Genomic DNA, 26,387 nt, shown 5'->3' with positions numbered 1-26,387 from the left:
ATCTCACGGCACACATTCACTGTCATGCCCCGCGCAGGCGGGGCATCCAGTACGCCGCGGCCTATCGAGGATCACGACCGTCTCTCCTGGATCGCCCGCCCCAGTGCGCAATTGCGCACAAGGCGGGCGATGACATCGCATATGTGGAGTGAGTGTCTCCCTCACACCGTGCGATACCCGCCGTCCACCATCACGATCGTTCCCGTGACGTAAGCCGACAGATCTGATGCGAGGAAGATCGCGGGGCCGACGATGTCGTCGGGCTTGCCGGTGCGCCCGAGCGGGGTGTGGTCGACGAAGGCCTGCACCAGTGCCGGATTGGTCGCGCGCACATTGGCGTTGATGTTGGTTTCGATGAAGCCGGGGCCGATCGCGTTGACGCGCACGCCGTCCTTGCCGAGCTCGACCGCGAGCGCCTTGGTGAAGCCGAGCACGCCATGCTTGGACGTCGTGTATGCCGCCGAGCTCGGCGTGCGCAGATGCACGAAGGACTGGATCGAGCCGATATTGACGATGCGGCCCTTGCTCGCGCGCAGGGGGCCGAGGAAGGCCTGCGTCATGTTGAAGACGCCGTTGAGGTTGAGCGAGATGATGTCGTTCCAGTCCTTCGCCACCGTCTCCGTTTCCGCGGTGAAGGCGTTGCGGCGGGTGATGCCGGCATTGTTGACGAGGATCGACACCTGTCCGACGCCGTCGGCGACCTGCTTTGCCAGCGCAAAACAGTCCTCGCGTTTGGTAACGTCGAGCGCAAAGCTCTCGGCCTTGCCGCCTGCCTTTCGGATCTCCTGCGCGGCTTCGGCGACCGCCTCGGCGTTGACGTCGAGCAGCACCACTTGCGCGCCCTCGCGCGCGTAGCCCGCCGCGATCGCCCGGCCGATGCCGGAGCCCGCTCCCGTGACGACGGCGATGTGGTTTGCGAGCAAAGCCATGACATTTTCCTCCCGGATTCATTTCGAAGTTTCATGAAAGGCTAACTCGAAATTAAGGGGTCGGAAACGGCCGCCTTGGCATACTGATCTTTGTTGCTAAACGTTGCGCGCATGATGGAACGACTTGAATCCTGGAAACTGGCGCTCGAACGCCTGCGGTCGGGGCAGTCCGCCGACTGGGCCGAGGCGGGCCGGCTCGTGGCCGAGATCGTGCGGATGAGCACGGATACGATGCTGCGGCAGGCGGCCGAGCAGGCGCTTCCCGTGCTGCGTCAGGCCGTGGACAATGACGATCACAGCGTCACGGTGGCAGGCCAGCGCCGCGTCGGCGTGATCCTCGATGTCATCCATGATCTGACCGCGCCGCGCTTCGGTCGCCGCAACGCGCTGCCGAAAAAACTCTCCAACGAGGAACGCGCCCGCAGGACGCTCGGCCTGCCGCTCGCCGTGCAGCTCACCTGCGAGGACATCAACCAGGCCTATCGCCGCGCCGCCAAGGGCATGCATCCCGACCAGGGCGGCAGCGCGCAGGCCTTCATCGACCTTGCCGCCGCGCGCGACGTCCTGATCCATCCCGGCGCGCACAAGGACGCGTGAGGGCGACAAGCGAGATCTTGTAGGGTGGGCAAAGCGAAGCGTGCCCACCGCTTCGTTTGCGGTCGCGGAGAGACGGTGGGCACGGCGCAAGTGCGCCTTTGCCCACCCTACGATGTCTGCGACTTCTCAGCTCTTGGTCACGCAACTCGGATAGGGCGCAGCCTCGCCCGGAATGATCGGGCAGAGGTCGATCGGGCTGAGCGCGCGCAGGCGTTCCTGCCATCGCTCGTCATTGACCGAAGGCGCGTCGCTCTCGGGCCCGCGCTCGGCCCACTGGATGGTGTAATAGTCGGTCGCGCCCTTCACGGTGATCAGCAGCGCGGTCTCGCTGTGCCGGGTCGGTCCGCTATCGACTTGGCCGCAGCCGATCACGGCGATGAAGGCCTCGAAGCGGCCGAGCGTCGTGGCCCCGAGCGACTTCGCCGCAAAGCTGTCGGGGCAGGCCGACTGGAATCCACCGGTGATCGTGCTCGCGAACGTCTCGGGCGAGGCTTTGGGGTTGGAGGACATGCCCTTCTCGCCGGTCACCGTGATCATCTGGGTCCAGCGTTCGGGCGTCTCGCCCTTCAGCACGGCCTCGCGGATGTAGTGGCCGCCCTTGGTGTTCTCGAACACCGCGACGAAATCCGACGGCATCGCGAAGGTGACGAGCTGGCCGAAGATCGGCGAGATCACGCGGAACGATGGCGGGCTCTGGGCCTGCGCCATTGAGGCGAGCGCAAGCGATGCGAAAAGGAGTGTTGCCTTCGTCAGCGCGCGCATCGATCTGCTCCGAACCCTTGCGAGGTAAAAACACGAGCGGGCAAGAGCGCGGCGATGCGCCCTTGCCCGGCTTTGAGTATCGTCCGCCGATCGAGATTTTACCAGGTGCAGTGGCCGTGGCGCAGCGCGTGATCCTTGACCGCGAGCGCATCGACGAAGGTCGGAACGGACGCGCTGACGCGGGCGTACCCGGCCGGCCACGGCGTGGTCGGGATGCTCTCGTCCCAGACCTGGCAATAGCCCGTGTCCTGCCAGCGGATCAGGTGATAGCCGGCTTCGGCCGGGCTCGCAGCAACGAAGGCGGTGACGGCAAGACAAGCGGCAGCGCACAGCATGGAAATACGACGCATGGATCAGCTCCTCAAATGAGAGATGTGATGCACCTCCCGACAATGATGGGGAGGGTGGCGCGGGACGCTGGGGGAGTGCGCCCCGGACAAGATGTGAGTAGTTCCGTGCAACGATCAGGTTCAAAGCGTGCGTGCAGGAAAGGCTGGAATTTGGCCGCAAAACGCGGGCGTTGGCGCTCGAGGCGCCGCGCTCTGATCGCTGTCGCGCTACACCTGGAGAGACGGCGCGACCGTCCAAAAGCAAAGGCGGGCTGCACGCGCAACCCGCCTTGCAAATCAATCCGCCTGTTCGCCAGTCTCAGAGCGTGCAGCGGCGCTCCCCACGCAGCTTGATCTGAACGTCAGAGGCAGCGGCGAAAGTCGGAAGCGGCTTGCTGACGACCTTGTAGGTCGAAGGTCCCCACTGGAAGGGCTTGTACTTCAGGTCCTCGTTCCAGACCTGGCAGATGCCGGTGTTGTCCCAACGGATCACGTAATAGCCGACCGCCGCCGACGCCGGCGCGGCAAAGACGGACGTGGCAATGCCGGCAGCGGCACAGAGGGCGAGAACGCGACGCATGAAGTATCTCCTTGTGGGGACGTGTGAGACGAAAATTCGTGCGGTAAAAGCAGGTCCGTTGCAAGCCGAGGAGCTGCCGTTTCACGGATATGTCAGACCCGTTCCGGCACTTGGCTTGGCCGCGTGCCCGGCAAGTCACACAAGCGAGCGTGGCTCACTTCGCCAGCGACGCCACCGCCTCGATCTCGATCAGCATCTTCGGGTTCGGCAGGGCGTGCACCACGCAGGTGGTGCGCGCCGGGTAGGGCGGCGGGCCGAACGCGCCGGCATAGAGCGCGTTCATCGTCGCGACGTCGGAGGCGCGCGTCAGCAGCACGTTGACCTTGACGAGATCGTGGAACGTCGCGCCGGCCTCCGTCAGCACGCGCTTGATGTTGATGACGACATTGCCGAACTGCGCCTCGAAGCCGTCAGGCAGCGCGCCATCGGCGTCGAAGCCGGGAATGCCTGAGATGAACAGGAGATCGCCGACGCGCGTGGCGAAGGAGAGCGGCGGTGCCTTGACATGCGGTGGGGGTGCAAAATGCTGGATCGGCATGGGTCACCTCGGATCAGGACGGTCGCTTAACCCGCATGAGCGTAGCGACATGCGGGACGGTTGCAACCGCATTCGCTGCTGGCGTCGCCCGGGGGGAAATACCGCCGCGAACCTCGCGCCCAACAAAAATCTCGAAAACAACCCCATGCAAAGTAGAAATGCTTGGTCTGGTTGGTTCCTACGAGCTCGGGAAAGACGTTTGACACGTCGGGCAAAACACCTGCACGATGCCATGATGGCGCTGATGTTGCTTCGAGTCTCCGCCTGCGGTAGGGCGATCGCTATCAAGAGAGACGTGGCGGAGAGCTAGCCTGCAGCCCATCCTTCGAGACGCCCGCCTGCGGCGGGCCCTCAGGATGAGGTCGCGTTCTGCGGCGAGATATCAGACCCTCATGGTGAGGAGCCCGCCAAAGCGGGCGTCTCGAACCATGCAGGCCAAGCTCGTCCGGCAGGCCCCAGCGGTCATATGCGATCGCCCTGCCGCCTGCAGGGAGAAGACATGCCCATCATTTTGCCGCCGCGATCGATCGGATAGATTTGCCGCGTCTGATTCGATTCCTGCCTTGAAAAATAGCCCCCGGAGCCCTCCATGAAGATCGCATCCACTCTTCGCGCTGCCCTCGTCGCCATCGCCGCCCTTGCCGGCCTCTCGACCGCGGCGCAGGCCGACGGCGGCACTGTGGTGCTGACGATCTACAAAGCGGGCTGGATCATCGGCGGCTCCGGCGGCTCGGGCGTGCTCAACTTCCGCGGCCGCTCCTACGCGCTCTCGACCGGCGGGCTCGACTACGGCCTCGTCTTCGGCGGCTCCAAGACCGTGCTGCGCGGCCGCGTCTCCAACATCAACCGTCCTTCCGATGTCGCCGGCGTCTACGGTGCTGCCGGTGCGGGTCTCGCGGTGGGTGCGGGCGCGCGGGCCATCGTGCTGACCAACCAGAAGGGCGCGGTGCTGGAGCTCTCCGGCACGCAGGTCGGCCTGATGGCGAACGCGGACCTGAGCGGGCTTGCGATCACGATGCGGTAGGGCTGGGTAGGGTGGGTTAGCCCCGCGGCTGCGCGAAACGCAGTCCGCTCGGCGTAACCCACCACTTCTCTCTCCGTGTGGAAAGCAAAGAGGTGGGTTACGCTGCGCTAACCCACCCTACGATTTGCTCACCGCCGCATGAATCCTCTCGCAATGCGCGACGAGATTTGCGTGCGCATCGACGAACGCCTTCAGCGGCGTCGGGATCGGAAAGAAATAGATGTTGGCGAGAAAGCCGTAGATGCCGGCATCGACGCTGGTCGGGGCCTCGCCATGGACGAAGCCCTGTGCAGGCACGATCTCGGCCAGCACCTGAAGGTCGGCGAGTCCCCGCGCATAGGCCTGCTCGGGCGTGTAGCGGCCGATGCCCTGGAAATGATAGCGCTGCGCGTTGTACGCCTTCGCCTTCTCCAGCCCCGCCGCGTCGAGCTGCGGTTGCTGCGCGATGAACGCGTCGCGGAATGCCGGATAATAGCGCTCGTCCTTCCAGCGCGAATACGACATCACCCAGTAGAGATCATCCAGCATGCGCGTGACGAAATGGTTGGTCCGGCGCTCGCTCGGCAAAAGCGCGGCATCGATGGTCAGGTGATATTTTGCGATTGCGTGCGCGATGATCGTCTCGCTGTCGCCGATCGTTTCGCCGTCGTCGACGACATAGGGAAGCTGCCCGCGCGGCGCGGCGGAGGCATCGAACACATGCTCATGCACGAACGGCACGCCCGCGAGCTTCAGGAAGGCGTAGACCTTGAGGCCGTAGCCGTTGTTGTCGGCGACACCGAAAAGTTCGGGATAGGAGTAGAGGGTCAGCATGGGCGGCTCCTCAACCGGGCAACTCCGGGGCCATCATACAGCATGGCCGAAAAAAATGATCCCGGGCCTGTCGGATGCCGGCCCTCCCGTTCGTCCTGTGCCCGCGCCGCCCCATCCCAAACCCGAGGACACCCAAACATGACCTCCATCACGCCGTTTCTCTGGTTCGACAACAACGTCCCCGAAGCCGTCGCCTTCTACAAATCGGTGTTTCCCAACGCCAAGGTCGAGACCGTCAGCGACTTCATGGCGGTGTTCGAGCTGGAAGGGCAGCGCTTCAACGCCCTCAACGGCGGGCCGCAATACCGCTTCAACGAGGCGGTGTCGTTCTTCATCAGCGTGGAGACGCAAGGTGAGGTCGACTATTTCTGGAGCCGCCTCACCGCGGACGGCGGTGAAGAATCCCGATGCGGCTGGCTCAAGGACAAGTTCGGCCTGTCCTGGCAGGTGATCCCGACCGCGCTCAGCCGCTACCTCGGCGACCCCGACCGCACGAAAGCGGGTCGCGTCATGCAGGCCATGATGCAGATGAAGAAGATCGTGATTGCGGATCTGGACAAGGCGTATGCGGGGTGAGGCGGCGGGGGTGCCAAACCCTCATGTGAGGAGGCGCGAAGCGCCGTCTCGCGGACGATGCTTTCGCATCGCCGCGAGAACCGTGAAGGCCCGTATCTCGCCCGCGGCCATCCTTCGAGACGACCGCTCCGCGGTCTCCTCAGGATGAGGTCTGTGCGCGTTGAACGTCCGGCGCAGTACGTAGGATGGGTAGAGCGAAGCGAAACCCATCGCTCGCTCGCGATTCATCAAATGTGGCGTTGGCTATGTCAGGCCGACGATAGCGCTTGTTGCTTCCGCCAGATTGATGGGTTTCGCTGCGCTCTACCCATCCTACGAGTTACCCACCCGGCGCACCGATCCACTTGGCCAGCTCGCGCCACGGCTGCAGCGTCCAATGCCCGGACGCGGCGCCTGACGGAGAGGCGAGCACGAACACGTCGGGGAATTGCCCGTCAGCCTGCTGCCGCCCAAGCGAGATCGCGCCGGACGGCTTGCCATAGAACACGCTGGCAGCCTTCTTGCTCGTGAACGCTATGGTCCTCGGCCGATACTTCTCGATCTTGGCCCTGAACCCCGGCACGTCGATCGATGCTGCCTCGATCTGGTGGTCCATCCCGGCGCCCGACTTGGACAGATCGGTGAAGCCGATCCCGAGTTCGAGCAGCGCCGCGAACTCGCTCGGCTGATAGCGGCGCGGCGTGATGCCGGCCTCATGGATCGCCCGCCAGAAGCGGTTGCCGGGATGGGCGTAGTAGTGGCCGAGAGCGGCCGAGCGCGTGCTGGCGGCTGTGCCGACGAAGACGAGGCGGAGGTCGGGGTGGAGTTGGTCGGGGAGGCGGTCGAGAGTGGGCTCGGGCAAGTCTACCCATCCTACGAGTGGCTCGTTGAAAAAGGCCGGGCTTTCGCCCGGCCTTTTCCAATTGGTTTCTGGCGAAGAGAAGAGGAGAGGGCAACGGGCCTCACAGCGCCCGATTGCTCTCCTTCACCTTCTCCGCATCGAGATACACGTTCGAGCCCATCTCCTTGAACTTCTCGCTCATCTTGGCCATGCCGTCCTCGATGGTGCCGGCCATCGACATGCCGACGTTGTTCGGATCGTTCAGCGTTGCCGCATAGTCGCGGACGTCCTGCGTGATCTTCATCGAGCAGAACTTCGGGCCGCACATCGAGCAGAAATGCGCGACCTTGTGGGCTTCCTTCGGCAGGGTCTCGTCGTGGAAGCTCTTGGCGGTGTCCGGATCGAGGCCGAGGTTGAACTGGTCGGTCCAGCGGAAGTCGAACCGCGCGCGCGAGAGCGCGTCGTCGCGGAGCTGCGCGGCGGGGTGGCCCTTGGCGAGGTCGGCGGCGTGGGCGGCGATCTTGTAGGTGATGACGCCGGTCTTGACGTCGTTGCGGTCGGGCAGGCCGAGATGCTCCTTCGGCGTGACGTAGCAGAGCATGGCGCAGCCGAACCAGCCGATCATGGCAGCGCCGATGCCCGACGTGATGTGGTCATAGCCCGGCGCGATGTCGGTGGTCAGCGGCCCGAGGGTGTAGAACGGCGCCTCGCCGCATTCCTTGAGCTGCTTGTCCATGTTGATCTTGATCTTGTGCATCGGCACGTGGCCGGGGCCTTCGATCATGACCTGGCAGCCCTTGTCCCACGCGATCTTGGTGAGCTCGCCGAGGGTCTCGAGCTCGGCGAATTGCGCGCGGTCGTTGGCATCCGCGATCGAGCCGGGACGCAGGCCGTCGCCGAGTGAGAACGAGACGTCATACTTGCGCATGATGTCGCAGATCTCGTCGAAATGGGTGTAGAGGAAGCTCTCCTTGTGGTGCGCGAGGCACCACTTCGCCATGATCGAGCCGCCGCGCGAGACGATGCCGGTGACGCGGCCCGCGGTGAGGTGGATGTATTGCAGGCGCACGCCGGCGTGGATGGTGAAATAGTCGACACCCTGTTCGCACTGCTCGATCAGCGTGTCCTTGTAGAGCTCCCAGGTAAGCTGCACCGGGTCGCCGTTGCACTTCTCCAGCGCCTGGTAGATCGGCACGGTGCCGATCGGCACCGGCGAGTTGCGCAGGATCCACTCGCGCGTGGTGTGGATGTTGCGGCCCGTCGACAGGTCCATCACGGTGTCGGCGCCCCAGCGGATCGCCCACACCATTTTCTCGACCTCCTCCTCGACCGACGAGGTCACCGCCGAGTTGCCGATATTGGCGTTGATCTTGGTCAGGAAGTTGCGGCCGATGATCATCGGCTCGAGCTCGGAGTGGTTGATGTTGGAGGGGATGATGGCGCGGCCGCGCGCGATCTCGGAGCGCACGAACTCCGGCGTGATGAAGGCCGGCACGGCGGCGCCGAAGCTCTCGCCATCGGCAAGGGCCTGCTCGGCCCGCTCGAGCTGTTGCTTGCGGCCGAGGTTCTCGCGCTCGGCGACGTAGATCATCTCCTTGGTGATGATGCCGGCGCGGGCGAATTCGAGCTGCGTGATTTTGTGGCCGTCGAGGCCGCGCAGCGGCTGGTGATAGGCGGAAAACGCACGCGCGGCCTTCTCGGCGGAGACGCCGCCATTGTCCTCGGGCTTGATCGCGCGGCCATCATATTCCTCGACGCCGCCGCGCTCGAGCACCCAGGCCTTGCGGTTGCGCGACAGGCCCGCGTTGACGTCGATCGTCACGGACGGGTCGGTGTAGGGGCCCGAGGTGTCGTAGACCGGCAGGTTCGGCTCGCCCGCGCCCTCGGACAGGATGATCTCGCGCAGCGGCACGCCCACGTCAGGCGCGGCCTCGGGCGACGCAAAGATCTTGCGCGACGAGGGCAGCGGGCCGGTGGTGACGGCGGGAATGGTCTTTTCCGGATTGGAGCGGATGTTCATGGGATCCTCCGTTGTATCTCTGGTTCAGGCGGCTTTGGCTGAATCGCCAAGCCATTGTTTGACCCGCGCATCCGGGTCGGCGTTTTGCGTGACGTCGCTGACGACGGCGATGGAATCCGCGCCCGCGGCAAAGATCTCCGCGGCATGCTCGAACTTGATGCCGCCGATCGCGACCAGCGGGATGCTGCCGAGGCGCTTCTTCCATTCCGTGATCTTGGGAATGCCCTGCGGTTCGAAGCGCATCGACTTCAGCGTGGTGAAGAAGATCGGGCCGAGCGCGACGTAGTCGGGCTTTGCCGCGAGCGCGGTCGCAAGCTCGGCGTCGTCATGGGTGGAGACGCCGAGCGTCAGCCCCGCCTCGCGGATGGCTTTCACATCCGCATCGACCAGATCCTCCTGGCCGAGATGCAGATGTTGCGCGCCCGCGACGATCGCCGCGCGCCAGTAGTCGTTGACCACGAGCTTGGTCTGCGTGCCCTTCGTGATCGCCAGCGCGTCGCTGACGATCTGGAGCGCGTCGGCGTCGTTCAGGTCTTTGGCGCGCAGCTGGATGGTGCCGACGCCGAGCTTGGTCAGGCGTTCGACCCATTTGAGGCTGTCGACGACGGGATAGAAACGATCAGGATACGGCATGCCAGAACGGGGTCCCAACGACAGGGGTGGAGGGGGAGGCGAAGTCGCGGGCATCCATCAGCCCGGCTTCGTAGGCGGTGCGGCCGGCCTCGACGCCGAGGCGGAAGGCATTGGCCATCGCCACGGGATCGGCGGCTTTCGCGATCGCGGTGTTGAGCAGCACGGCGTCGTAGCCGAGCTCGAGCGCCTGCGCCGCGTGGCTGGGCGCACCGAGACCGGCATCGACCACCAGCGTGATGTCGGGCAGCCGTTCGCGCAGAAGCTTCAGCGCGTCGCGGTTGGTGATGCCCTTCGCGCTGCCGATGGGGGCGGCCCACGGCATCACCACCTTGCAGCCGGCGTCGACCAGACGGTTCGCGACCGAGAGGTCCTCGGTGCAATAGGGGAACACCTCAAAGCCGTCCTTGATCAGGATGGTGGCGGCCTCGACCAAACCGACGACGTCGGGCTGCAGCGTGTCGTTGTCGGCGATGACTTCCAGCTTGACCCAGGACGTGCCGAACAATTCGCGCGCGAGCTTGGCGGTCGTCACCGCCTCGCGCACGCTGCGGCAGCCGGCGGTGTTCGGCAGCACGGCGACGTCGAGCTCGCGGATCAGGTTCCAGAACGCGTCGCCGGTCTTGCCGCCGGCCGCCTCGCGGCGCAGCGACACCGTGACGATGCCCGCGCCGGATGCGCGGATCGCCGCCTGCATGACCGCCGGCGAGGGATAGAGCGCGCTGCCGATCAGGAGGCGGGAGGCGAAGGATTTGCCGTAGAAGGTCACCATCTGGTCGGTGTCTCCCCTAATGTAGCTGTCATCCCCGCGAAGGCGGGGATCCAGTATTCCAGAGGCCGTGCCGCAAAACGGAGAGGCCGCGGCGTACTGGATCGCCCGGTCTCGTTTTCCAAGACGCGCTTCGCGCTTTTGCCGGGCGATGACCGCGGAGTGTGGGGCGGGCACCGGGACGACGTGGGGAAAGAGTGTGTGCTCTTCATCCTCACCCTCCCTGCCGCGGCGTGATGATCTCGATCTCGTCGCCGGCCTTGAGCTCCGTCTCGGCCCAGCGGCTTTTCGGCACCACGTCGTAGTTCAGCGCGATCGCGAAATGGGTGCCCTCGTAGTCGAGCTCGGCGAGCAGCGCATCCACGCTCGCCGAGTTCACCTCGCGTTGCTCGCCATTGATGATCAAGCGCATCGGACGATCACCCGCATTGCATCACCTCATTGTCGATCTGGCCGCGCTCGACATAGGCGAGCGTCAGCTCGGCGAGCGCCGGCGCGATCAGGAAGCCGTGGCGGTAGAGCCCATTGACGGTGATCCTGCCGCCGCGAACGCCGATCCGTGGCAGGTTGTCAGGGAAGGCGGGCCGAAGGCCCGAGCCGAATTCGACGATGCGGGCCTCACCGAAGGCGGGATGCACGGCGTAGGCGGCACCCAGGAGCTCCAGCGCCGAGCGCACGCTGACGCCGGTATCCTCGGCCTCGATCGAGGTCGCGCCCAGCATGAACAGATTGTCCTCGCGCGGAATGACGTAGAGCGGCCAGCGCGGATGGATCAGCCGCACGGGGCGCGCAAGCTGCACCTCGCTGGTCTCGATCAGGATCATCTCGCCCTTGACGCCGCGCAAGCTTGGCTGCTCCTCGCGCGCGGCGAGGCCGCGGCAGTCGATCACGATGCCGTCGAGGTCCTTGGTGTTGACGTCGCTGGAGAACTTGATGGTGCCGCCGGCAGCGCGGATGCGCTCATGCAGCTTCGGCAGCACGCGGCGCGGCTCGACATGGCCCTCGGTCGGGAAGAACAGCGCCTCGCGGAACCGGCCTTCGAGCGACGGTTCCAGCTGGGCGAGGCCGGCGGCATCGAGGCGCTGATGGTCCTCGGTCATGCGTGCGAAGCGCTCAAAGTCGTTGCGCTCGCGCGGATGTGCCACGACGAGGGAGCCGTTGAAGGGGGTATCGGGCAGCTCGCGCCGCCAGATGTCGAGCGAGCGCAGGCCGAGCCGGCTGATGATGGGTTCGGCGACTTCCGCCTCGCAATAGGGGGCGAGCATGCCGCCGGCCCAGTGGCTGGTGGAGTCCGTCATTGCGGCGTCACCACGCTCGTGTAACGTCACGGCATGGCCGGCCTGCGCGAACAGCAGTGCCTGCCACGCCCCTGCAATGCCTGCGCCGATGATGGATACCGGGGAATCCGGTCGCTTGGTCGTCTGGTACATCCCTGTCCCTTCGCCGGCATGACCCGGATCAGGTTCAAAGGGTCACCGCGGTCCTGGGCCTTCTGACCCATTTAGCGGTATCTCAGCTCCTCCTCGGAGCACCCCTCGGAACGGCGCTAATGTATGTCAGTGACGGCCCGTGTCAACGCACTAACCACAGAACACTCATTTCGGGGCGATGCGTCAGCATCGAACCCGGAATCACGAGATCCCGGGTTCGGTCCGGCGGTCCGACCCGGAATGACGATCAGTCGTGGGGAACCTGCGCCCGTGCGTTGCGCACGCCCTGCGCCAGCCTCTTGTGCGGCGTAGCGCCCAGCATCGGCTGCGGATTGCCGTTCGGCTCCAGCCAGCTCTCGGCATTGGCCTCTCGCACCATCTCCTGCCGCTGCCGCTTTGCAGCGTAGTAATAGCCGCCCGCAAAATAACGAATGGCTCGCGCGTGATCGCCGTTGGCGGCGCGATAGGCGCCGGCCAAATATTTCACCGCGTAGGTGAGGTTGGTGTTGGGATCGCGCAGGCCGGCGGCATCGCCGGTGTAGCCGACCCCGCGGGCGGTCGCGAGCTTGATCTGCATCAGCCCGATCGTGCCGCCGCGGCCGATCAGGCCCGGCTGGTAGCGGCTTTCACGCATGATGACGCGATGCACCAGCGCTTCCGGCACGCCGTTGGCGCGCGCGTGCGCCGCGACCATCTCGGCGTATTCACTTTCACCGGCATTCGCCGCCTGCGCCATCATCAGCCCGGCCGCGACGAGCGCGGCAATACGCAAAATTTTCATCAAAATGTTCCTCGGCAGAACAGACCTGCGCCCGTGCGCGTTAGGCCGTGGGAACACGGCGATGATGTGGCGAAACGCCGCCAATGGCGATTTTGGTCGCGTCGTCGTTTTTACGACTCAAACATAGGTTAAAAGCACGACTGGCGGAGCGCGTTGCGCGACAGCAGGTCTGTCCATTCGCGCGCCTTCGCCCAAAAGCGGCAAGTCAAAAAACGGCAATTCGGGAGGACGTCCATGACCCGAGCACACATCGACGACATCCCCACGCAGAACCCATGTGCCCAATGCGGCATGCCGATCCCGTTCCCGGACTGGATCGAACCGGGCCAAGGGCGCGTTTCCTATCTCTGGAAGTGCAGCGCCTGCGGCTATCGCTTCGAGGCGGTGGCGATCTTCGATCACTCCGCGATCGAGCATCCGCCACTCGCCGCTTAAGCCGTCACTTACGCCGCGAGCCGGGGCTGCTGCCACATCGGCAATTGCATCCGCACGATCAGCCCGTGCGGCTCGCGGTCGTGCAGCGACAGTTCGCCGCCATGCGCGAGTGCGATCGCGCGCGCGATCGACAGGCCGAGCCCGAAGCCGGTCTGGTCGTCCATGGTGCGCGCGTCGTCGCCGCGCACGAACGGCTCCAGCATCTCCTGCTTGCGCGCATCCGAAATGCCGGGGCCGTCGTCCGCGACGTCGATCCTGAAGCGGGTGCCTTCGACCTCGAGCCGGATCGTCACTTCGGCGCCGAAGCGCACCGCATTCTCGACGAGGTTGGTGATGCCGCGGTGGAGGTCGTCGGGACGCGCCGCGGCGGTCGCAGATAGCGGGCCGTCGTAATGCACCACGTGGCCCATGTCGCCGAACTGGTCGGCGATGAGCTGCAGTGTGCTCGCGACGTCGACCAGCGTTATCGCCTCGATCTTGCGGTCGTTGCGCAGGAGCGACAGCACGGATTCCAGCATCGAGCGCATCTGGTCGAGGTCGATCAGCATGCGCTTGCGGTTGCCTTCGTCCTCGATGAACTCGGCGCGCAGCCGCAAGCGCGTGATCGGGGTGCGCAGATCGTGGCTGATCGCCGCCAGCATCCTGGTGCGGTCGGACATCAACCGCGCGATCCGCTCATGCATGCGGTTGAGCGCGCGCGCGACCTGGCGGATCTCCTCCGGACCACGCTCGGGCAGCGGTTCGGCCGTCCCGTCCAGGCTGAAATTCTCGGCCGCCTTGGCGAAGGACGACAGCGGCGTCGCCAGCGCACGCGCCGCCCAGAGGCCGAGCACGGTGACGCAGATGAAAGCGGTCATCAGCGTCATCAGCCACGGCGCGCCCCAGAACCACGGACGCGGACCGTTCTGGACATGGCCCGCGATCATGCTGCCGTCGGGCAACTCCACGCCGACGCGGTGGATGCCGCCGTCCGGCGCCAGTTGCACCACCTTGTAGCCGCGGCCGAGGTGACGGCGCATCCCGTGCAGGTGCGCGCCTTCGCTCTCCGCGACGATCGTCGCCGTGCCGGGAGCGACCGTCTCGAGGCCGAGCCTGGGAAAGGCGCGCGCGAGATCGGCGATGAGGCGCGGCCGCTCGCTCTCGCTGGCGGCCGCGAGCAGCAGTGCGGCATCCGTCATTTGACGGGCGCCGTCCGGCGGCGTGTCGGGGCGGTCCGGCCGGCTGATCAGGAAGGCAGTGGTGACGACGAGATGCAGCGCGACCGTCGACGCCAGCACGAGCGCGGCGATCTGCCCGCCGATGCCCCTGAAGTGGAAGAACCGGAACGGCTTCATGGCCGGCGTCCCCTCAAATGCTCAGGGCCGCCGTGACCGCTTCCGTCCTTGGCGTGAACAGATAGCCGCCGGAGCGGACCGTCTTGATGATGGTCGGGTCCTGCGGGTTGGGCTCGATCTTGCGGCGGATGCGGCTGACCAGCACGTCGATCGAGCGCTCGAACGAGCCGGTGTTGCGCCCCTGGGTGAGGTCGAGCAGGCTGTCGCGCGACAGCACGCGGCCGGGCCGCTCGCAGAACGTCCTGAGCAGATCGAACTCGGCGCTGGTCACCGCGACGCGCGCGCCTTCGGGATTGCGCAATTCGCGCAGGCGCAGGTCGATGCGCCAGCCCTCGAACGCCAGCGTGCTCGCGCCTTCGATCGAGCTTGCGGCCTGGGCCGCTGCCTGGCGGCGCAGCACCGCGTTGATGCGCGCGAGCAGCTCGCGCGGATTGAACGGCTTCGGCAGATAGTCGTCGGCGCCCATCTCGAGGCCGACGATACGGTCGACGTCCTCGCCGCGCGCAGTCAGCATGATGATCGGCGTCTGCGTCTCCGAGCGCACCTTGCGACACAGGCTGAGGCCGTCTTCGCCGGGCAGCATGACGTCGAGGATGATGAGGTCGACGCGATGGTCGGCCATCGCACGCGACATCTCGCGGCCGTCGCTGACGGCGGTGACGTTGCAGGCGTTGTTGCGCAGGTACTTCGCAATCAACGTCCGGGTTTCGCGGTCGTCCTCGACGACCAGGATGTTGGGCGAGGGAATTGCCATGTCCTCTGTTTGTCCAAGATTCGGGCCGAATGGCGAAGATTTTTGTTTCAGTTCGTTTCTGGCTGCCCCGCTCGCAACAGCCGGCAACAGCCTGGCTGGGGCACGGCAAGGTCTCGTTAACACCGTTAACCATACCGTCAAAGTGTCGCGCAAGATACCGTAGAAACCCCGGAGCCATCATGAGCACGATCTCGTCGCTCTCAAGCAGCAGCTACCAGTCGCCGCTACAGCGGCTACAGCAGGAATTGCAATCGGAAGTCTCCGCCGGCACGATCTCGTCATCGGACCAGTCCGCACTTTCGACGGCGCTCACCGACATCGACACGGCGCTACAGCAGAGCCGCGCCAGCGACGAGTCCAGCGGCACGCGGCCGTCGAAGGACGACATGAAGTCGAAGATCGACGACCTCATTGCCAACGAGGTGTCGAACGGCACTCTGACCTCGGACCAGGCCGACGAGCTCAAGGGCGTATTTCAGTCCGCTTTCGCCAACGGCCCCGGCGGTGCTGGCGGCCCGCCGCCCGGTCCGCCACCGGATGACAGCTCCTCGGATTCGTCGTCCACGGACTCGACGAGCAGCTCTTCGAGCGACTCCGCCACGGCCGAGATACTCCAGCAGTTTCTCCAGGCGCTGCAGCAGTCGCAGTCGTCGACGTCGTCCTACGGCGCCTCCGGCAGCGCGACCAGCTCGTCGAGCGGCTCGCAATTCTCCGCGCTGCTGATCGACTACAAGAGCTGACCTGAGCGACGCAGGTTGGCGCGTTCCTCGCCGCGGTCTTGCTTCTTCCCAGGGCGCAAGATCGTCGGCGGGGAACCGAGCCTCGCACATGTTCCTGCGGATTGGGGAACATTCGTCGCAATGCAGCGGCACGCGAAAGTGGCAACGAAATTGCCGCAGGATCGGAACTGCGACTGACGCCAGCTGTTTTCTCCGCACAAGTTTTCTTGTTGAAGGAGAGGACAAGATGTTGATCAAATCGATCGCGGCCGGCCTCGCCGGGACCGCGCTGCTTGCGACCGTAGCGTTTGCACAAGCGCCTGCTCAATCGCCGACCGCCGACAAGGCTCCGACCGTGGCAACAACGACGACCACGTCGGCGTCGAACGAGTGGCGCGCATCGAAGATGTCGGGCCTGAAGGTCTACAACGACGCCAATGAAAACATCGGCTCGATCAACGATCTGCTGATGGACAAGAGCGGCAACGTCAAGATCGCCGTGATCGGCGTCGGCGGCTTCCTCGGCATGGGTGAGCATCTGGTCGCCGTGCCCTTCGAGAAGCTGAAGTTCGCCAACGAGGCCGTCGCCTACACCGGCACCGGAACGAACTCGAACGCCAAGCCTGGTGGGTCGACGACGACGGGCGCTGCGACCGGCACCGACAAGACCTCGACGACCACGAGCAAGTCGTCTTCGTCGAAGTGGTATCCGGACCACGCCGTGTTCAACGCATCCAAGGACGAGCTGAAGAACATGCCCGAGTTCAAGTACTCGGAGTAATGCGGCTGAGCTGATCACCGAAACGAAGCGCGCCCGGTTTTCACCGGGCGCGCTGTCGTGTCGTTCTTACCTCGCCCCGCTTGCGGGGAGAGGGAGAAGACGCTCAATTCCCCTTCACCAGCGGGCAGCCACCCTTGTCGAGCGGACGGAACGCCTCGTCGCCGGGCACGGTGGCGATCAGCTTGTAGAGGTCCCACTCGCCCTTGGACTCCTCGGGCTTCTTCACTTCGAACAGATACATGTCGTGGACCATGCGGCCGTCGATGCGGATCTTGCCGTTCTTGGCGAAGAAGTCGTTGATCGGCGTCGCGCGCATCTGCTCCATCACCTTGGGCGCCTCGTCGCTCTTGATGGCGTCGATCGCCTTCAGATAGTGCATCGTCGCCGAATAGAGGCCGGCCTGAATCATGGTCGGCATGTGGCCGACCTTCTCGTTGAAGCGCTTGGAGAAGGCGCGCGTCTCATCGTTCATGTCCCAGTAGAACGCGTCGGTGACGATCAGCCCTTGCGTCGCCTTGATACCGAGCGAATGGGTGTCGGTGATCTCCTGCAGAAGCGCGATCATCTTCTGGCCGCCTTGCGTCAGGCCGAACTCGGCCGCCTGCTTCAGCGCGTTGGTGGTGTCGCCGCCGGCATTCGCCAGCGCGACCACCTTGGCCTTGGAAGCCTGCGCCTGCAGCAGGAAGGAGGAGAAGTCCGAGGAGTTGAGCGGATGTCGCACGTCGCCGAGCACCTTGCCGCCGCTCTCCTTCACCACGTTGGCGGCGTCGCGCTCCAGCGCCATGCCGAAGGCGTAGTCGGCGGTGACGAAGAACCAGGTGTCCTCGCCGCGCTTGACCATCGCCCTGCCGGCGACGTTCGACAGCGCGTAGGTGTCGTAGGTCCAGTGCACCGTGTTCGGCGAGCATTGGGCGCCGGTGATGTCGGACGAGCCGCCGCCGGAATTGATGTTGATCTTGTTCTTCTCGCGGGTCAGCGCCGAGATCGGCAGCGCCACCGAGGAGGTGGGCACGTCGAAGATCGCATCGACCTTGTCGTTGTCGTACCAGTTGCGGGCGATGTTGACGCCGACGTCCGGCTTGTTCTGGTGGTCGGCCGCGACCACCTGCACCGGCTTGCCGGCGACCTTGGCGCCGTAATCGGCAACCGCCATCTCCACGGCGGCGAGCGAGCCCTTGCCGGTCGCGTCCGCATAGAGGCTCGACATGTCCGTAAGCACGCCGATCTTGACGACGTCGTCGGAAATCTGTGCCTGCGCCGTGCCGCTGGCGGCAGTGATGGCGAGGCCGGCCGCGACCGCGGCGATGAGTTTGTGCATGGTTGTTCTCCCTGAGCGTTGTTCTTCGAGCTTCGTTGTGCGGGACCGTTCTAGCGGCTATCGGCGGCCGAAGCTAAGCAATCCCCGCCATAGCGGAATGCAAAAAGAGAAGGGGGCTCTCTCGTCATTCCGGGGCGCGCTGCAGCGCGAACCCGAAATTCATCGAGCAGCAGGGAACCCGGATGAATGGATTCCGGGCCCGCGCCTGACGGCGCGTCCCGGAATGACGATTGAGATAGGCTACATCCCCTGCAGCTTCGTCACGGACACGTTGAGCGAGCCGCCGGCTTCCGCGATTACGCGCAGCGTCTTCGAGTCGAAGGCGATGTCGGCGAGCGTCAGGCTGTCGATCCTGGCGTCGACGCGCAGGCCGTCCTCGCTCTTCTGGTAGTCGGCGATCGCAGCCGCGATCTTCTCGCGCGCATTGGCGGCGATCGGCTTCAGGTCGAGCGTCGCTTTCTGCGCCAGCGCCTGCTGCATCTGCGGCACCACCGCGCGCGCGGCGGCGCCAAGCAGGCCGAACGCCGCCTCGGACTCCACCGCGAGTTGGACGTCGGTGAGCCGCAGCGTCTGCTGTGCCTGGTCGAGCACCGGCCGGCCCCAGATGTGCACGGTCGCTTCCGCGCCGAGGCCGAGCCAGCTCTTCTTCTCCTTGGCGCGCACCAGCAGCGAGATCAGCAGCCGCTCGCCCGACGGGACGATGTTGACGCTCTTCACGGTGACGTCGACCGGTCCGGAGCCGTCCTCGGGATAGGTGTGGCCTACCATCTGCGCGGCGATGAGCTTGTTGATCTCGGTGAAGGGCACGTCGATCGGCACGCCGATGCTCACGCCCGTGCCGGTCGGCGGCACGATCGAGATCTTGTCGGGGAACGGGCAGTCCGGCTTGGTCTGTGTCGTGGTGACGCGCGTCTCGGCTTCGAGGCCAAGCAGCAGCGTCACGGCCTGCGCGTCGACCCGCGGCTGTGCGGCGATGGCGCGGATCGGCTTCATCTCGAGCCAGAGCGGCGGCAGCGCGGCCGACGAGCCGGTGCCCTGCAGCGGGATCGAGCGGCAGGCCTTGGTCCATTGCGCCTTTGCGTTCTCGCGCAGGCTCGGGTCGTTGCGGATGCGCTCGGCGGCGATGTTGAGCTGATCGCCGACCGTCTTGTCGATCAGCGGCTTGACCTGCCCCGGGACGTTGACCTTGGCGCCAGCGACCGAGAGGTTGGTATCGCCGAGATTGACCTGGGCGCCGAGATTGGGCTCGAGATGCCAGGCCGCCGCGAGCTTCGGGCGCGAGGTGATGACCACGTTGCCCTTGATCTCGGCGCTCGCGTTCAGGTTCTTGATGTTGACCGCGCCGATCTGCTTGGCGGCATTGCCGCCGAGCACGCTGCCGAGCGCCTCGCCGAGCGCGCCGGTGGCTTTCGACGACAGCGATCCCGTGACGTTCAGCTTGCCGCTGATCGGCGTCGACAGGGTCAGCACGTCCTTGTCGCCGACAGCCGAAATCGGTCCGCGCAACGCCGACCAGCCGATGTCGGCGTTCTCCAGTATCTGCGAGATCGGATTATCCGCCTTGCCGGCGAAGTTGCGCGGCGCGGCTTTCTCGGCCTGCTCGCGGATCGCTGACAGCGCAATGGCCACCGGCGCCACGATGATCGAGCTCTTCGAGACCGGTGGCAGCGGCGGCAGTTGCGCCACCACGGGCGCGGGTCCCGTCGCGCTTGGCGACAGCCAGTCCATCGCCTTCAGGCTGATGAAAAATGAGCCCGCGATCACCGCCACGGCGACCAGGACAGTCTTCAAGTTCAACGTTAGTCGCATCAATCCCCCAAGCCGCCCCGGGGCAGGAGTCTACAGGGCAGGAGAGGAGGGCGCTAGAGCGCACGGATGGGGTGGAATTGGGGCGAACAGGTTAACGTCCGCGGACGCGTCGTTGCCGCGTATCCAACCCATCATCGCGGGGCGGCGCGCCTGGGACGGCGGACCGCTTTCACGTTGCCGCCGCTGCCGCCGCCGCAGAAGAAGCGATCGCCGCCGTCGGATTCCAATCCCGAGACGATTGTCCCGGCAGGCATGTCGAGCTGCTCCAGCACTTTTCCCGTTTCGGGATCGATCCGCCGCACGTCACTTTCATCGTTCTCCCATGTGCCATGCCAGAGCTCACCGTCGACCCAGGTGACTCCGGTCACGAAGCGCTTGCTCTCGATGGTGCGCAGAACCGCTCCCGTTTCCGGATCAACCTGATGGATCTTTCGCTCCCGATATTGTCCGACCCAGAGCGAGCCCTCGGCCCAGGCCAATCCGGAATCGCCACCGCCGCCTGGCGCCGGGATGGTGGTCAGCACCTTGCCGGTCGCGGCGTCGATCTTCTGAATGCGATCCTCGGCGATCTGGTACAGGTGCCGGCCGTCGAACGCCGTTCCCGCATGTGCGGCAACATTGATCGCGCGTGCGATCTTGCCGCTTGCCGGGTCGACCGCATTCAACTTGTCGCCGGATGCGAACCAGACATGCGTGCCGTCATAGGTGACGCCGTGCACGCTGTCGACGCCGGCAAACGGTCCGTACTCCTGGATAATCTCGGCGGCTGAACGTTTCATGTGTGTGATCCCTGTGAACTGAGCCATCCTACGTCTTCAGGAGCGGCGTAGGGAGTAACAAGCCTGTCGGGAAACCCGGGACGGGCGGGGTCATCCAGCGACGGGCCCGCCCGTGTCCGAAGGACTGCACCTTGTGCGATCTTGCGAGCTCGTCGAGCGCCCGCTGCACCGTGCGCGGGCTCATGCCAAGCGCAAGCGCCAGCGCCGAGCTCGACCAGGGCTCGCCATCGGAGAGAAAGGCGAGCACGGCGGCGTGCTTTTCCTCGACGGGCCGTGCCAGCACGATGACCTGCCGTGTCTTGTGCGGTGTCAGCACAAAACCCTCCCTCGTCGCGCTCACATCGGCCAGCGTCCTGAGCTTGGTGCGAAGCCGCCCGATCTCGACCCGCAACCGCGCACGGTGCGATTCATCGACGTGCTTCGCCTGAAACGCGCCGGTAATCAGCGTCTCTCGCGACACATCTGCCGGCCAGGCCTGCGCCAGGATGCGGGCGAGCGCGAACAAGACCGGCCGCGTGCCGAGCGGCACGACGCGGTCTTGCTTGCGCACGGCGTGATGGAACGTGTCCACGACGAGCGCCGCCGACGTCGCCAGCTCTTCGACCTCGGCGAGCAACAGCGGCCGCTCCTTGCCGCGGGCAATGAGGCGCGCCGCCGGCGTATCGAGGACGAGATTCGTGCTTTCGACTTCGGCCGCGAGCGCAGCGATGCCCGCCAGCTGCGCTGCGCGAGCCGCACGGCCGAGCGCCGCACGCGCGATCTTCGTCCGCAGCCGCCGTATCGCGATGCCCGCGACCACGAGCTCGTGGATGACCCGCGAGGCAGGCGGCAGTGGTGCGGTGCCGAGCTCGGCCAGCGTGTGCTCGGCCTCGTCGAGGCGCCCGAGCAGCAGAAGCCGGCGCGCCTCGATGTGACCGGCATGGGCGGCGTTGGCGAGATCGCCGTGATCTTGCAGCGTCGACCGCGCGGCCGCGAGCGTCTTGGCCGGCGAGCTCAGGTCGCGCGAGACGAGCGCGATCTCGGCTTCGGCAACCACGCATCTTGCGCGGGCGACGGTCTCGCGCGGACCGAAGGCGCGTGCGGCGCTGCGCAGCAGCGTCTTGGCCCGGGCGAGCTCGCCGAGCTGCGCCATCGCGATCCCGCGCAATGCGAGCGAGGGGGCATCGTTGCGCAGCGCCACGCGGTTCAGGGCGCCGAGCGGATCGCCGGCCTCGAGCGCACGCGCCGCGGCCGTAATCAGCGACTCCATGAAAATCCCGCCACACTTGTTACTCCCACCGCGCAACCCTCAGGTGCCAGAAAGAGTTCACGACCGACGATGTGCAGTGAGCGGCGAGCGGAATTGCGCCTGTCACAGCGCGGCGCGGGACGATCGCCCAAGCAAGAGGTTCCAGAAGCCATGATGACATCAGTTGAAAACGGACGGAACGACGGACAGCCTGTCATGCACACACCACCGGTGGTGTCGCCGCAAGACTGGGAGGCAGCCCGTCAGCAACTGCTCGTGAAGGAAAAGGCACATACCCGCGCCCGCGATGCCCTGGCCGCCGAGCGCCGGCGAATGCCGTGGATGGCCGTGGACAAAACCTATGCGTTCGATGGGCCCGGCGGCAAGGTCAGTCTGCTCGATATGTTCCAGGGTCGGCGGCAACTCATCGTCTACCGCGCCTTTTTCGAGCCCGAGGTGTTCGGCTGGCCCGATCACGCGTGCCGGGGCTGCTCCATGGTCGCCGACCAGGTCGCCCATGTCTCGCACCTGAACGCCCGCGACACCACCCTCGTCTTCGCCTCGCGCGCGCCCCAGGCCGACATCGCGCGGCTGAAGAAGCGGATGGGCTGGACCATGCCATGGGTCACGATCACGGACAGTTTCGACGCCGATTTCGGCGTGGACGAATGGCACGGCACGAACGTGTTCTACCGGGACGGCGACCGCATCTACCGCAGCTACTTCATCAAGAGCCGCGGCGACGAGCAGATGGGCGGCACCTGGAACTACCTCGACATCACGCCGCTCGGCCGGCAGGAGGTCTGGGAGGACTCGCCGCAGGGTTATCCTCAGACCCCCACCTACAAATGGTGGAATTGGCACGACAGCTACGTGGAAGGCGCCGCGCCCGACAAGAGATGGGTCGAGGTGTCGGACGCCGGAGAGAAGGCGTTCCGCGAGGAGTCCGCGGGCACGACGACGTGACCGAGGCCTGTCCGCTGAGCTCCGCCACTAGCGCGAACCGTGACGGCAGGGCCGTCACGGCCACTCGTGACCTCGCCAGATGGCTGGCTCTCGCCGCCACGCCGACCTTCGCGATCATGGCGCTGCTGACGGCCGTTCTCGGCGGTGGTCCGGCAGACATGCTCTGCGCCGCCGGGCAGGGGTCGCTGCTAAGCGGGATGATTCCGATGTATCTCCTGATGAGCGCATTTCACTCATCGGCGTGGCTGAAGCTGATCTCGGACCGACGCCGCGACGCGCGCGGGTAGGAGCGGATGGCCGCCGACGCAAAGGCGAACGGCCCCGGCGTGCCTTGGAGGGGCGTTCGGTTCATGATGGTGCGCTCGCCGCTGTTGCCGCGAACTCCGCTCCTCATCCTGAGGGGCCCGCNCATAGGCGGGCGTCTCGAAGGATGAGTTGGGGTACGCTCCGTTGGTGCCGCGTCGCGATCTCACCCCGCGCACTGGCCAATAATTTCCGTATCATGCCCGCCGCATCCTTCGAGACGCCGCGTTCCGCGGCTCCTCAGGATGAGGCTTAACCGGCATCTCGCGAGTTGCGGCAGGCATTGCGAAGTCGAGGTCTCTCGTCGAGCAGCCGGGAGCCGCGAACTCCGCTCCTCATCCTGAGGAGCCCGCCGCAGGCGGGCGTCTCGAAGGATGATGAGACCCGCGCTTTGCCAATTCATGGAGCTCAGCAAAATCGCCGCGCATGAAAGCTTCCTTTTTGGCGCGGCTCCATTTCTTGAGTTTGCGTTCGCATTCGATCGCGTCGGTGATCCGGTCGAACCATAGCGAGAAGACCGGCGTCACGGGCCTGCGTGGCTTGGTGTAGCCGCCGAACGTGCCGGTTGTGCTGCGCGATCCTGAGCTCAAGCTCGGTGCGCGTCGTTCCGATGTAGTAGCTGCCATCGGCGCATTTGAGAATGTAGAGGTACGCGCCTTCTGTCATCGTGCCCGCCCCATCCTTCGAGACGACCGCTCCGCGGTCTCCTCAGGATGAGGCTAACTGGCGGTCGCGACTTTGAGCAAGTGCCGTCGATGCCAATTTTTCTCGCTCGTCTGCTTAGTGCTGCTCTGCAGCCGCTTGCAGATAGGCGATCACCTTGACCGCCTCCTCCGACGAGACGCCGCCATAAGGCTGCATCTTGTTGCCCGACACGACCTCGTCCGGCTTGACGATGAAGCGCGTGAGCTTGTCCTGGTCCCAGACGAAGCCTGCGTCCTTCATCGCGGGGGAGTAGTTGTAGTTCGGCAGCGAGCCTGCCTTCCGTCCGACGATCTTGTTGAGATTTGGACCGAGACGATTGTCGCCCTCCTTCACGGAGTGACAGGTGCGGCATGAATTGTTGAAAGCCTGATGGGCCGCGTCATCGCTGGCCGCGGTTGGTTGCTGCGCGAGGGCCGCAGGCGCAGACAGCAGCCACGCCAATCCGGCTCCAGCGATCAGGCGCATCCATCTGTTCCGCGAGGTTCGTTGGCTCGGTTGCATCTGCGCCTCCATCGGGGATCGCGCCCATGCTCCTCAAAGCAAGACAGCTTGGAGAGCATCGTGCCAACGAAGACGGCCCCGGTGGGTTCCGGGGCCGTTTGTGTCACGATGTCCTGTCGCTTACCGCGTTGCGCTGCCGAGCTCGGCGCGGCGCTCCGTCATCGGCAGCACCACGACCTTGGTGCCGACGCTGACGCGGGAGTAGAGGTCGGTCACGTCATCATTGGTCAGGCGGATGCAGCCGGAGGAAACATGCTTGCCGATCGTCTCGGGCGCGTTGGTGCCGTGGATGCGGTAGATGGTGCCGCCGAGATACATGGCGCGTGCGCCGAGCGGGTTGCCGGGGCCCCCGGCCATGTGGCGCGGCAGATAGGGCTGGCGCGCGATCATCTCCGGCGGCGGGGTCCAATCCGGCCACTCGGCCTTCTTGGTCACCGACTGGATGCCGGACCAGGTGAAGCCATCGCGGCCGACGCCGATGCCGTAGCGGATCGCCTGGCCGTTGCCGAGCACGTAGTAGAGATAGGTGTTGGGCGTATCGATGATGATCGTGCCCGGTGCCTCGCGCGTCGCGTAGGAGACGGTCTGGCGGCGGAACCGCGCCGGCATCTCGACTGAGTCCTGATCCTCGGACGGCGCGGCCTGATACGGCGTTGCCTGGTAGGGCTGATAGGGCTGCTGCGGCGCGGCCATCGGCGGCAGCGGCTGGAAGAAGGGGAAGAGCTGCACGGGCGCGGCCTTGGCCGGGCCTGCGAACGCGATCGCGGAGATCGCGACTGCGCCAAAGGCAACGGCGCGCGAATACGTCTTGAACGTGTCCAGATTGAACATTGATCGCCCCTGTTTGCTCGGTGTTGTTGGTCACCGCGGCACCGTTTCGGTGCTCCGTTGCCTAAATCACTAACGGAAATAAGTTTCGGGACGTTTGCGCGAAAAACCGAAAACGGTTTCGTCGCGGCAAGGATTGTTTCATGACAGTTTCGTGGCTCCGCGAGCCCGTTAACGAACAAAACAGTCTGCCGACACTTATGTGACGTCACACGCCTGAAATATCCATGGTTGAAGGTCGAAAGCCGAGAATCATCAAACTCTCGGGATTTCCCCATGCGGGTATTAATCGCGACTGACGCCTGGCATCCGCAGGTTAACGGCGTGGTCCGGACGCTGACTTCGCTGGCGGGCGCGGCCAAGGCGCTCGACGTCGACATCGAATTCCTCACCCCCGACGGCTTCCCGTCGTGGCCGCTGCCGACCTATCCAGGCCTGCGCATCGCGCTGCCGAGGGCCAAGGAGATTGCGCGGCGGATCGAGAAGGCGGCGCCGGACGCCCTGCACATCGCGACCGAAGGCCCGATCGGCTGGGCCGCGCGCGCCTATTGCCGCCGCAACCGGCTCGCCTTCACCACCTCCTACACCACGCGCTTTCCGGAATATGTTTCGGTGCGGACCGGCATCCCCGACGCCGTCGGCTACGCGGTTCTGCGTCATTTCCACGATGCCGCCGCGATGACCATGGTGGCGACGCCCTCGCTGCGGCAGGAGCTCTCCGAGCGCGGCTTCAAGCGGCTCGGTTTCTGGACGCGCGGCGTCAACACCGAACTGTTTCATCCCGACGATCCGGCAAAGCTCGATCTGCCGCGGCCGATCTTCATGACCATGGGTCGCGTGGCCGTGGAGAAGAATCTCGAAGCGTTCCTCTCGCTCGATCTGCCCGGCACCAAGGTCGTCGTCGGCGACGGCCCGCAGAAGGCGCAGCTCGAGAAGAAGTATCCGGATGTCGTCTTCCTCGGCGAGAAGAAGGGCGCGGATCTCACCGCTCATCTTGCCGCCGCCGACGTCTTCGTGTTTCCGAGCCTCACCGACACCTTCGGCGTCGTGCAGCTCGAAGCGCTCGCCTGTGGCACGCCGGTTGCGGCGTTTCCGGTCACGGGTCCGAAGGACGTCATCGCCGATCATCCGATCGGCGCGATCGACCACGATTTGCGCACCGCCTGTCTGCGTGCGCTTACCATGTCGCGCGAGACCTGCCGCAACTTCGCGCTCGAGCGCTCCTGGGAGAACAGTGCGCGTCAGTTCGTCGGCAATCTCACCTCACTTCAGCCCAGCCGCATCCTGCGCGCTTCGCCGGTCATGGCGCGGCGGCCGGTGCGCGGTTGA

General features: G+C 65.4%; 30 protein-coding genes, 1 pseudogene and 1 riboswitch. Of the genes and pseudogenes, 9 read left to right on the top strand and 22 right to left on the bottom strand.

Annotation, left to right across the window (positions count from 1 at the left end; all coding sequences use genetic code 11):
- Positions 1–161: 161 nt before the first annotated feature.
- Positions 162–929 (bottom strand): SDR family NAD(P)-dependent oxidoreductase, encoded by a 768-nt coding sequence (locus AXW67_RS11865; RefSeq protein ID WP_063678016.1) that lies wholly within the window; start codon positions 927–929, stop codon positions 162–164.
- Between the two features lie 111 nt (positions 930–1,040).
- Between AXW67_RS11865 and AXW67_RS11860 the strand changes: the two genes are divergently transcribed.
- On the top strand, positions 1,041–1,526 hold the full coding sequence (locus tag AXW67_RS11860) for a hypothetical protein (RefSeq protein ID WP_063678015.1): 486 nt from the start codon (positions 1,041–1,043) through the stop codon (positions 1,524–1,526).
- 126 nt (positions 1,527–1,652) lie between these two features.
- Here AXW67_RS11860 and AXW67_RS11855 read toward each other — a convergent pair whose 3' ends face one another.
- The 4 genes from AXW67_RS11855 to AXW67_RS11840 form a co-directional block, all read right to left on the bottom strand.
- Positions 1,653–2,288 carry a hypothetical protein gene (locus tag AXW67_RS11855; protein ID WP_063678014.1) on the bottom strand — a complete coding sequence of 212 codons (636 nt, stop codon included), beginning with the start codon at positions 2,286–2,288 and terminating at the stop codon, positions 1,653–1,655.
- Between the two features lie 98 nt (positions 2,289–2,386).
- Entirely contained in the window at positions 2,387–2,638 is a 252-nt protein-coding gene (locus tag AXW67_RS11850) for a hypothetical protein (RefSeq protein ID WP_027556833.1), read from the bottom strand.
- Positions 2,639–2,936: 298 nt separating this feature from the next.
- Positions 2,937–3,197, bottom strand: a complete 261-nt coding sequence (locus AXW67_RS11845; RefSeq protein ID WP_027556834.1) for a hypothetical protein — start codon at positions 3,195–3,197, stop codon at positions 2,937–2,939.
- A 154-nt stretch (positions 3,198–3,351) separates the two neighbouring features.
- Positions 3,352–3,735, bottom strand: a complete 384-nt coding sequence (locus tag AXW67_RS11840) for a RidA family protein (RefSeq protein ID WP_027556835.1) — start codon at positions 3,733–3,735, stop codon at positions 3,352–3,354.
- A gap of 589 nt (positions 3,736–4,324) precedes the next feature.
- On the opposite strand from AXW67_RS11840, the gene AXW67_RS11835 reads away from it, so the two are divergent.
- Positions 4,325–4,759, top strand: coding sequence for a hypothetical protein (locus AXW67_RS11835; RefSeq protein ID WP_027556836.1), 435 nt, complete (start codon positions 4,325–4,327; stop codon positions 4,757–4,759).
- Positions 4,760–4,876: 117 nt separating this feature from the next.
- Here the strand turns inward: AXW67_RS11835 and AXW67_RS11830 are convergent, their stop codons facing one another.
- On the bottom strand, positions 4,877–5,572 hold the full coding sequence (locus AXW67_RS11830) for a glutathione S-transferase family protein (protein WP_063678013.1): 696 nt from the start codon (positions 5,570–5,572) through the stop codon (positions 4,877–4,879).
- 138 nt (positions 5,573–5,710) lie between these two features.
- On the opposite strand from AXW67_RS11830, the gene AXW67_RS11825 reads away from it, so the two are divergent.
- Positions 5,711–6,148: a VOC family protein gene (locus AXW67_RS11825; RefSeq protein WP_063678012.1), complete on the top strand. Its 438-nt coding sequence runs from the start codon at positions 5,711–5,713 to the stop codon at positions 6,146–6,148.
- 319 nt (positions 6,149–6,467) lie between these two features.
- Here the strand turns inward: AXW67_RS11825 and AXW67_RS11820 are convergent, their stop codons facing one another.
- The 7 genes from AXW67_RS11820 to AXW67_RS11790 all read right to left on the bottom strand — a co-directional run bounded on the left by AXW67_RS11820 (position 6,468) and on the right by AXW67_RS11790 (position 12,598).
- Positions 6,468–6,989, bottom strand: coding sequence for a mismatch-specific DNA-glycosylase (locus tag AXW67_RS11820; protein WP_063678011.1), 522 nt, complete (start codon positions 6,987–6,989; stop codon positions 6,468–6,470).
- A gap of 100 nt (positions 6,990–7,089) precedes the next feature.
- Positions 7,090–8,988, bottom strand: coding sequence for a phosphomethylpyrimidine synthase ThiC (gene thiC, locus AXW67_RS11815; protein WP_063678010.1), 1,899 nt, complete (start codon positions 8,986–8,988; stop codon positions 7,090–7,092).
- A gap of 24 nt (positions 8,989–9,012) precedes the next feature.
- Positions 9,013–9,621 carry a thiamine phosphate synthase gene (locus AXW67_RS11810; protein ID WP_063678009.1) on the bottom strand — a complete coding sequence of 203 codons (609 nt, stop codon included), beginning with the start codon at positions 9,619–9,621 and terminating at the stop codon, positions 9,013–9,015.
- The gene (locus tag AXW67_RS11805) at positions 9,608–10,390 is read right to left on the bottom strand and encodes a thiazole synthase (RefSeq protein ID WP_063678008.1); all 783 of its coding nucleotides are present in this window, start codon (positions 10,388–10,390) and stop codon (positions 9,608–9,610) included. Before AXW67_RS11805 ends, AXW67_RS11810 begins: the two co-directional genes overlap by 14 nt.
- Before the next feature lie 211 nt (positions 10,391–10,601).
- A complete protein-coding gene (thiS, locus tag AXW67_RS11800; RefSeq protein WP_063678007.1) occupies positions 10,602–10,799 on the bottom strand; it encodes a sulfur carrier protein ThiS in 198 nt (65 codons plus the stop codon).
- A gap of 7 nt (positions 10,800–10,806) precedes the next feature.
- Complete coding sequence (locus AXW67_RS11795) at positions 10,807–11,817, bottom strand: FAD-dependent oxidoreductase (protein WP_063678006.1); 1,011 nt, start codon at positions 11,815–11,817, stop codon at positions 10,807–10,809.
- Positions 11,805–11,933: riboswitch (TPP riboswitch) on the bottom strand. It overlaps the preceding gene by 13 nt.
- Positions 11,934–12,064: 131 nt before the next feature.
- Positions 12,065–12,598, bottom strand: coding sequence for a lytic transglycosylase domain-containing protein (locus tag AXW67_RS11790; RefSeq protein ID WP_027556845.1), 534 nt, complete (start codon positions 12,596–12,598; stop codon positions 12,065–12,067).
- A gap of 234 nt (positions 12,599–12,832) precedes the next feature.
- Between AXW67_RS11790 and AXW67_RS11785 the strand changes: the two genes are divergently transcribed.
- Positions 12,833–13,033, top strand: coding sequence for a hypothetical protein (locus AXW67_RS11785; RefSeq protein ID WP_063678005.1), 201 nt, complete (start codon positions 12,833–12,835; stop codon positions 13,031–13,033).
- Between the two features lie 8 nt (positions 13,034–13,041).
- Here AXW67_RS11785 and AXW67_RS11780 read toward each other — a convergent pair whose 3' ends face one another.
- The gene (locus AXW67_RS11780) at positions 13,042–14,367 is read right to left on the bottom strand and encodes an ATP-binding protein (protein ID WP_063678004.1); all 1,326 of its coding nucleotides are present in this window, start codon (positions 14,365–14,367) and stop codon (positions 13,042–13,044) included.
- Positions 14,368–14,380: 13 nt separating this feature from the next.
- Positions 14,381–15,121: a response regulator gene (locus AXW67_RS11775; protein WP_027556848.1), complete on the bottom strand. Its 741-nt coding sequence runs from the start codon at positions 15,119–15,121 to the stop codon at positions 14,381–14,383.
- Positions 15,122–15,300: 179 nt separating this feature from the next.
- On the opposite strand from AXW67_RS11775, the gene AXW67_RS11770 reads away from it, so the two are divergent.
- Together AXW67_RS11770 and AXW67_RS11765 are read left to right on the top strand one after the other, a co-directional pair.
- Positions 15,301–15,861, top strand: coding sequence for a hypothetical protein (locus AXW67_RS11770; RefSeq protein ID WP_063678003.1), 561 nt, complete (start codon positions 15,301–15,303; stop codon positions 15,859–15,861).
- A 226-nt stretch (positions 15,862–16,087) separates the two neighbouring features.
- Positions 16,088–16,621 carry a PRC-barrel domain-containing protein gene (locus AXW67_RS11765; protein ID WP_063678002.1) on the top strand — a complete coding sequence of 178 codons (534 nt, stop codon included), beginning with the start codon at positions 16,088–16,090 and terminating at the stop codon, positions 16,619–16,621.
- A gap of 103 nt (positions 16,622–16,724) precedes the next feature.
- Here AXW67_RS11765 and AXW67_RS11760 read toward each other — a convergent pair whose 3' ends face one another.
- The 4 genes from AXW67_RS11760 to AXW67_RS11745 form a co-directional block, all read right to left on the bottom strand.
- Positions 16,725–17,939, bottom strand: a complete 1,215-nt coding sequence (locus AXW67_RS11760; RefSeq protein WP_063678001.1) for an ABC transporter substrate-binding protein — start codon at positions 17,937–17,939, stop codon at positions 16,725–16,727.
- Between the two features lie 240 nt (positions 17,940–18,179).
- Complete coding sequence (locus AXW67_RS11755) at positions 18,180–19,748, bottom strand: DUF4403 family protein (RefSeq protein ID WP_063678000.1); 1,569 nt, start codon at positions 19,746–19,748, stop codon at positions 18,180–18,182.
- A 131-nt stretch (positions 19,749–19,879) separates the two neighbouring features.
- Positions 19,880–20,527: a Vgb family protein gene (locus AXW67_RS11750; protein WP_027556853.1), complete on the bottom strand. Its 648-nt coding sequence runs from the start codon at positions 20,525–20,527 to the stop codon at positions 19,880–19,882.
- A 28-nt stretch (positions 20,528–20,555) separates the two neighbouring features.
- A complete protein-coding gene (locus AXW67_RS11745) occupies positions 20,556–21,776 on the bottom strand; it encodes a hypothetical protein (RefSeq protein WP_063677999.1) in 1,221 nt (406 codons plus the stop codon).
- A 150-nt stretch (positions 21,777–21,926) separates the two neighbouring features.
- Between AXW67_RS11745 and AXW67_RS11740 the strand changes: the two genes are divergently transcribed.
- Together AXW67_RS11740 and AXW67_RS43950 are read left to right on the top strand one after the other, a co-directional pair.
- Entirely contained in the window at positions 21,927–22,721 is a 795-nt protein-coding gene (locus AXW67_RS11740) for a DUF899 domain-containing protein (RefSeq protein ID WP_063677998.1), read from the top strand.
- Entirely contained in the window at positions 22,655–23,008 is a 354-nt protein-coding gene (locus tag AXW67_RS43950; RefSeq protein WP_430648710.1) for a hypothetical protein, read from the top strand. Before AXW67_RS11740 ends, AXW67_RS43950 begins: the two co-directional genes overlap by 67 nt.
- 351 nt (positions 23,009–23,359) lie before the next feature.
- On the opposite strand, the pseudogene AXW67_RS11730 reads toward AXW67_RS43950, so the two are convergent.
- The 3 genes and pseudogenes from AXW67_RS11730 to AXW67_RS11720 all read right to left on the bottom strand — a co-directional run bounded on the left by AXW67_RS11730 (position 23,360) and on the right by AXW67_RS11720 (position 25,061).
- Positions 23,360–23,690: pseudogene (locus AXW67_RS11730) on the bottom strand (GIY-YIG nuclease family protein).
- A gap of 114 nt (positions 23,691–23,804) precedes the next feature.
- Positions 23,805–24,242, bottom strand: coding sequence for a c-type cytochrome (locus AXW67_RS11725; protein ID WP_145927557.1), 438 nt, complete (start codon positions 24,240–24,242; stop codon positions 23,805–23,807).
- A gap of 108 nt (positions 24,243–24,350) precedes the next feature.
- Positions 24,351–25,061, bottom strand: a complete 711-nt coding sequence (locus AXW67_RS11720) for a L,D-transpeptidase (protein ID WP_063677996.1) — start codon at positions 25,059–25,061, stop codon at positions 24,351–24,353.
- A gap of 273 nt (positions 25,062–25,334) precedes the next feature.
- On the opposite strand from AXW67_RS11720, the gene AXW67_RS11715 reads away from it, so the two are divergent.
- Positions 25,335–26,387: a glycosyltransferase family 4 protein gene (locus AXW67_RS11715; protein WP_063677995.1), complete on the top strand. Its 1,053-nt coding sequence runs from the start codon at positions 25,335–25,337 to the stop codon at positions 26,385–26,387.

The sequence above is a fragment of the Bradyrhizobium neotropicale genome, from assembly GCF_001641695.1.
GTDB lineage: Bacteria > Pseudomonadota > Alphaproteobacteria > Rhizobiales > Xanthobacteraceae > Bradyrhizobium > Bradyrhizobium neotropicale.
This window is presented reverse-complemented; position numbering and strand designations above follow the sequence as displayed.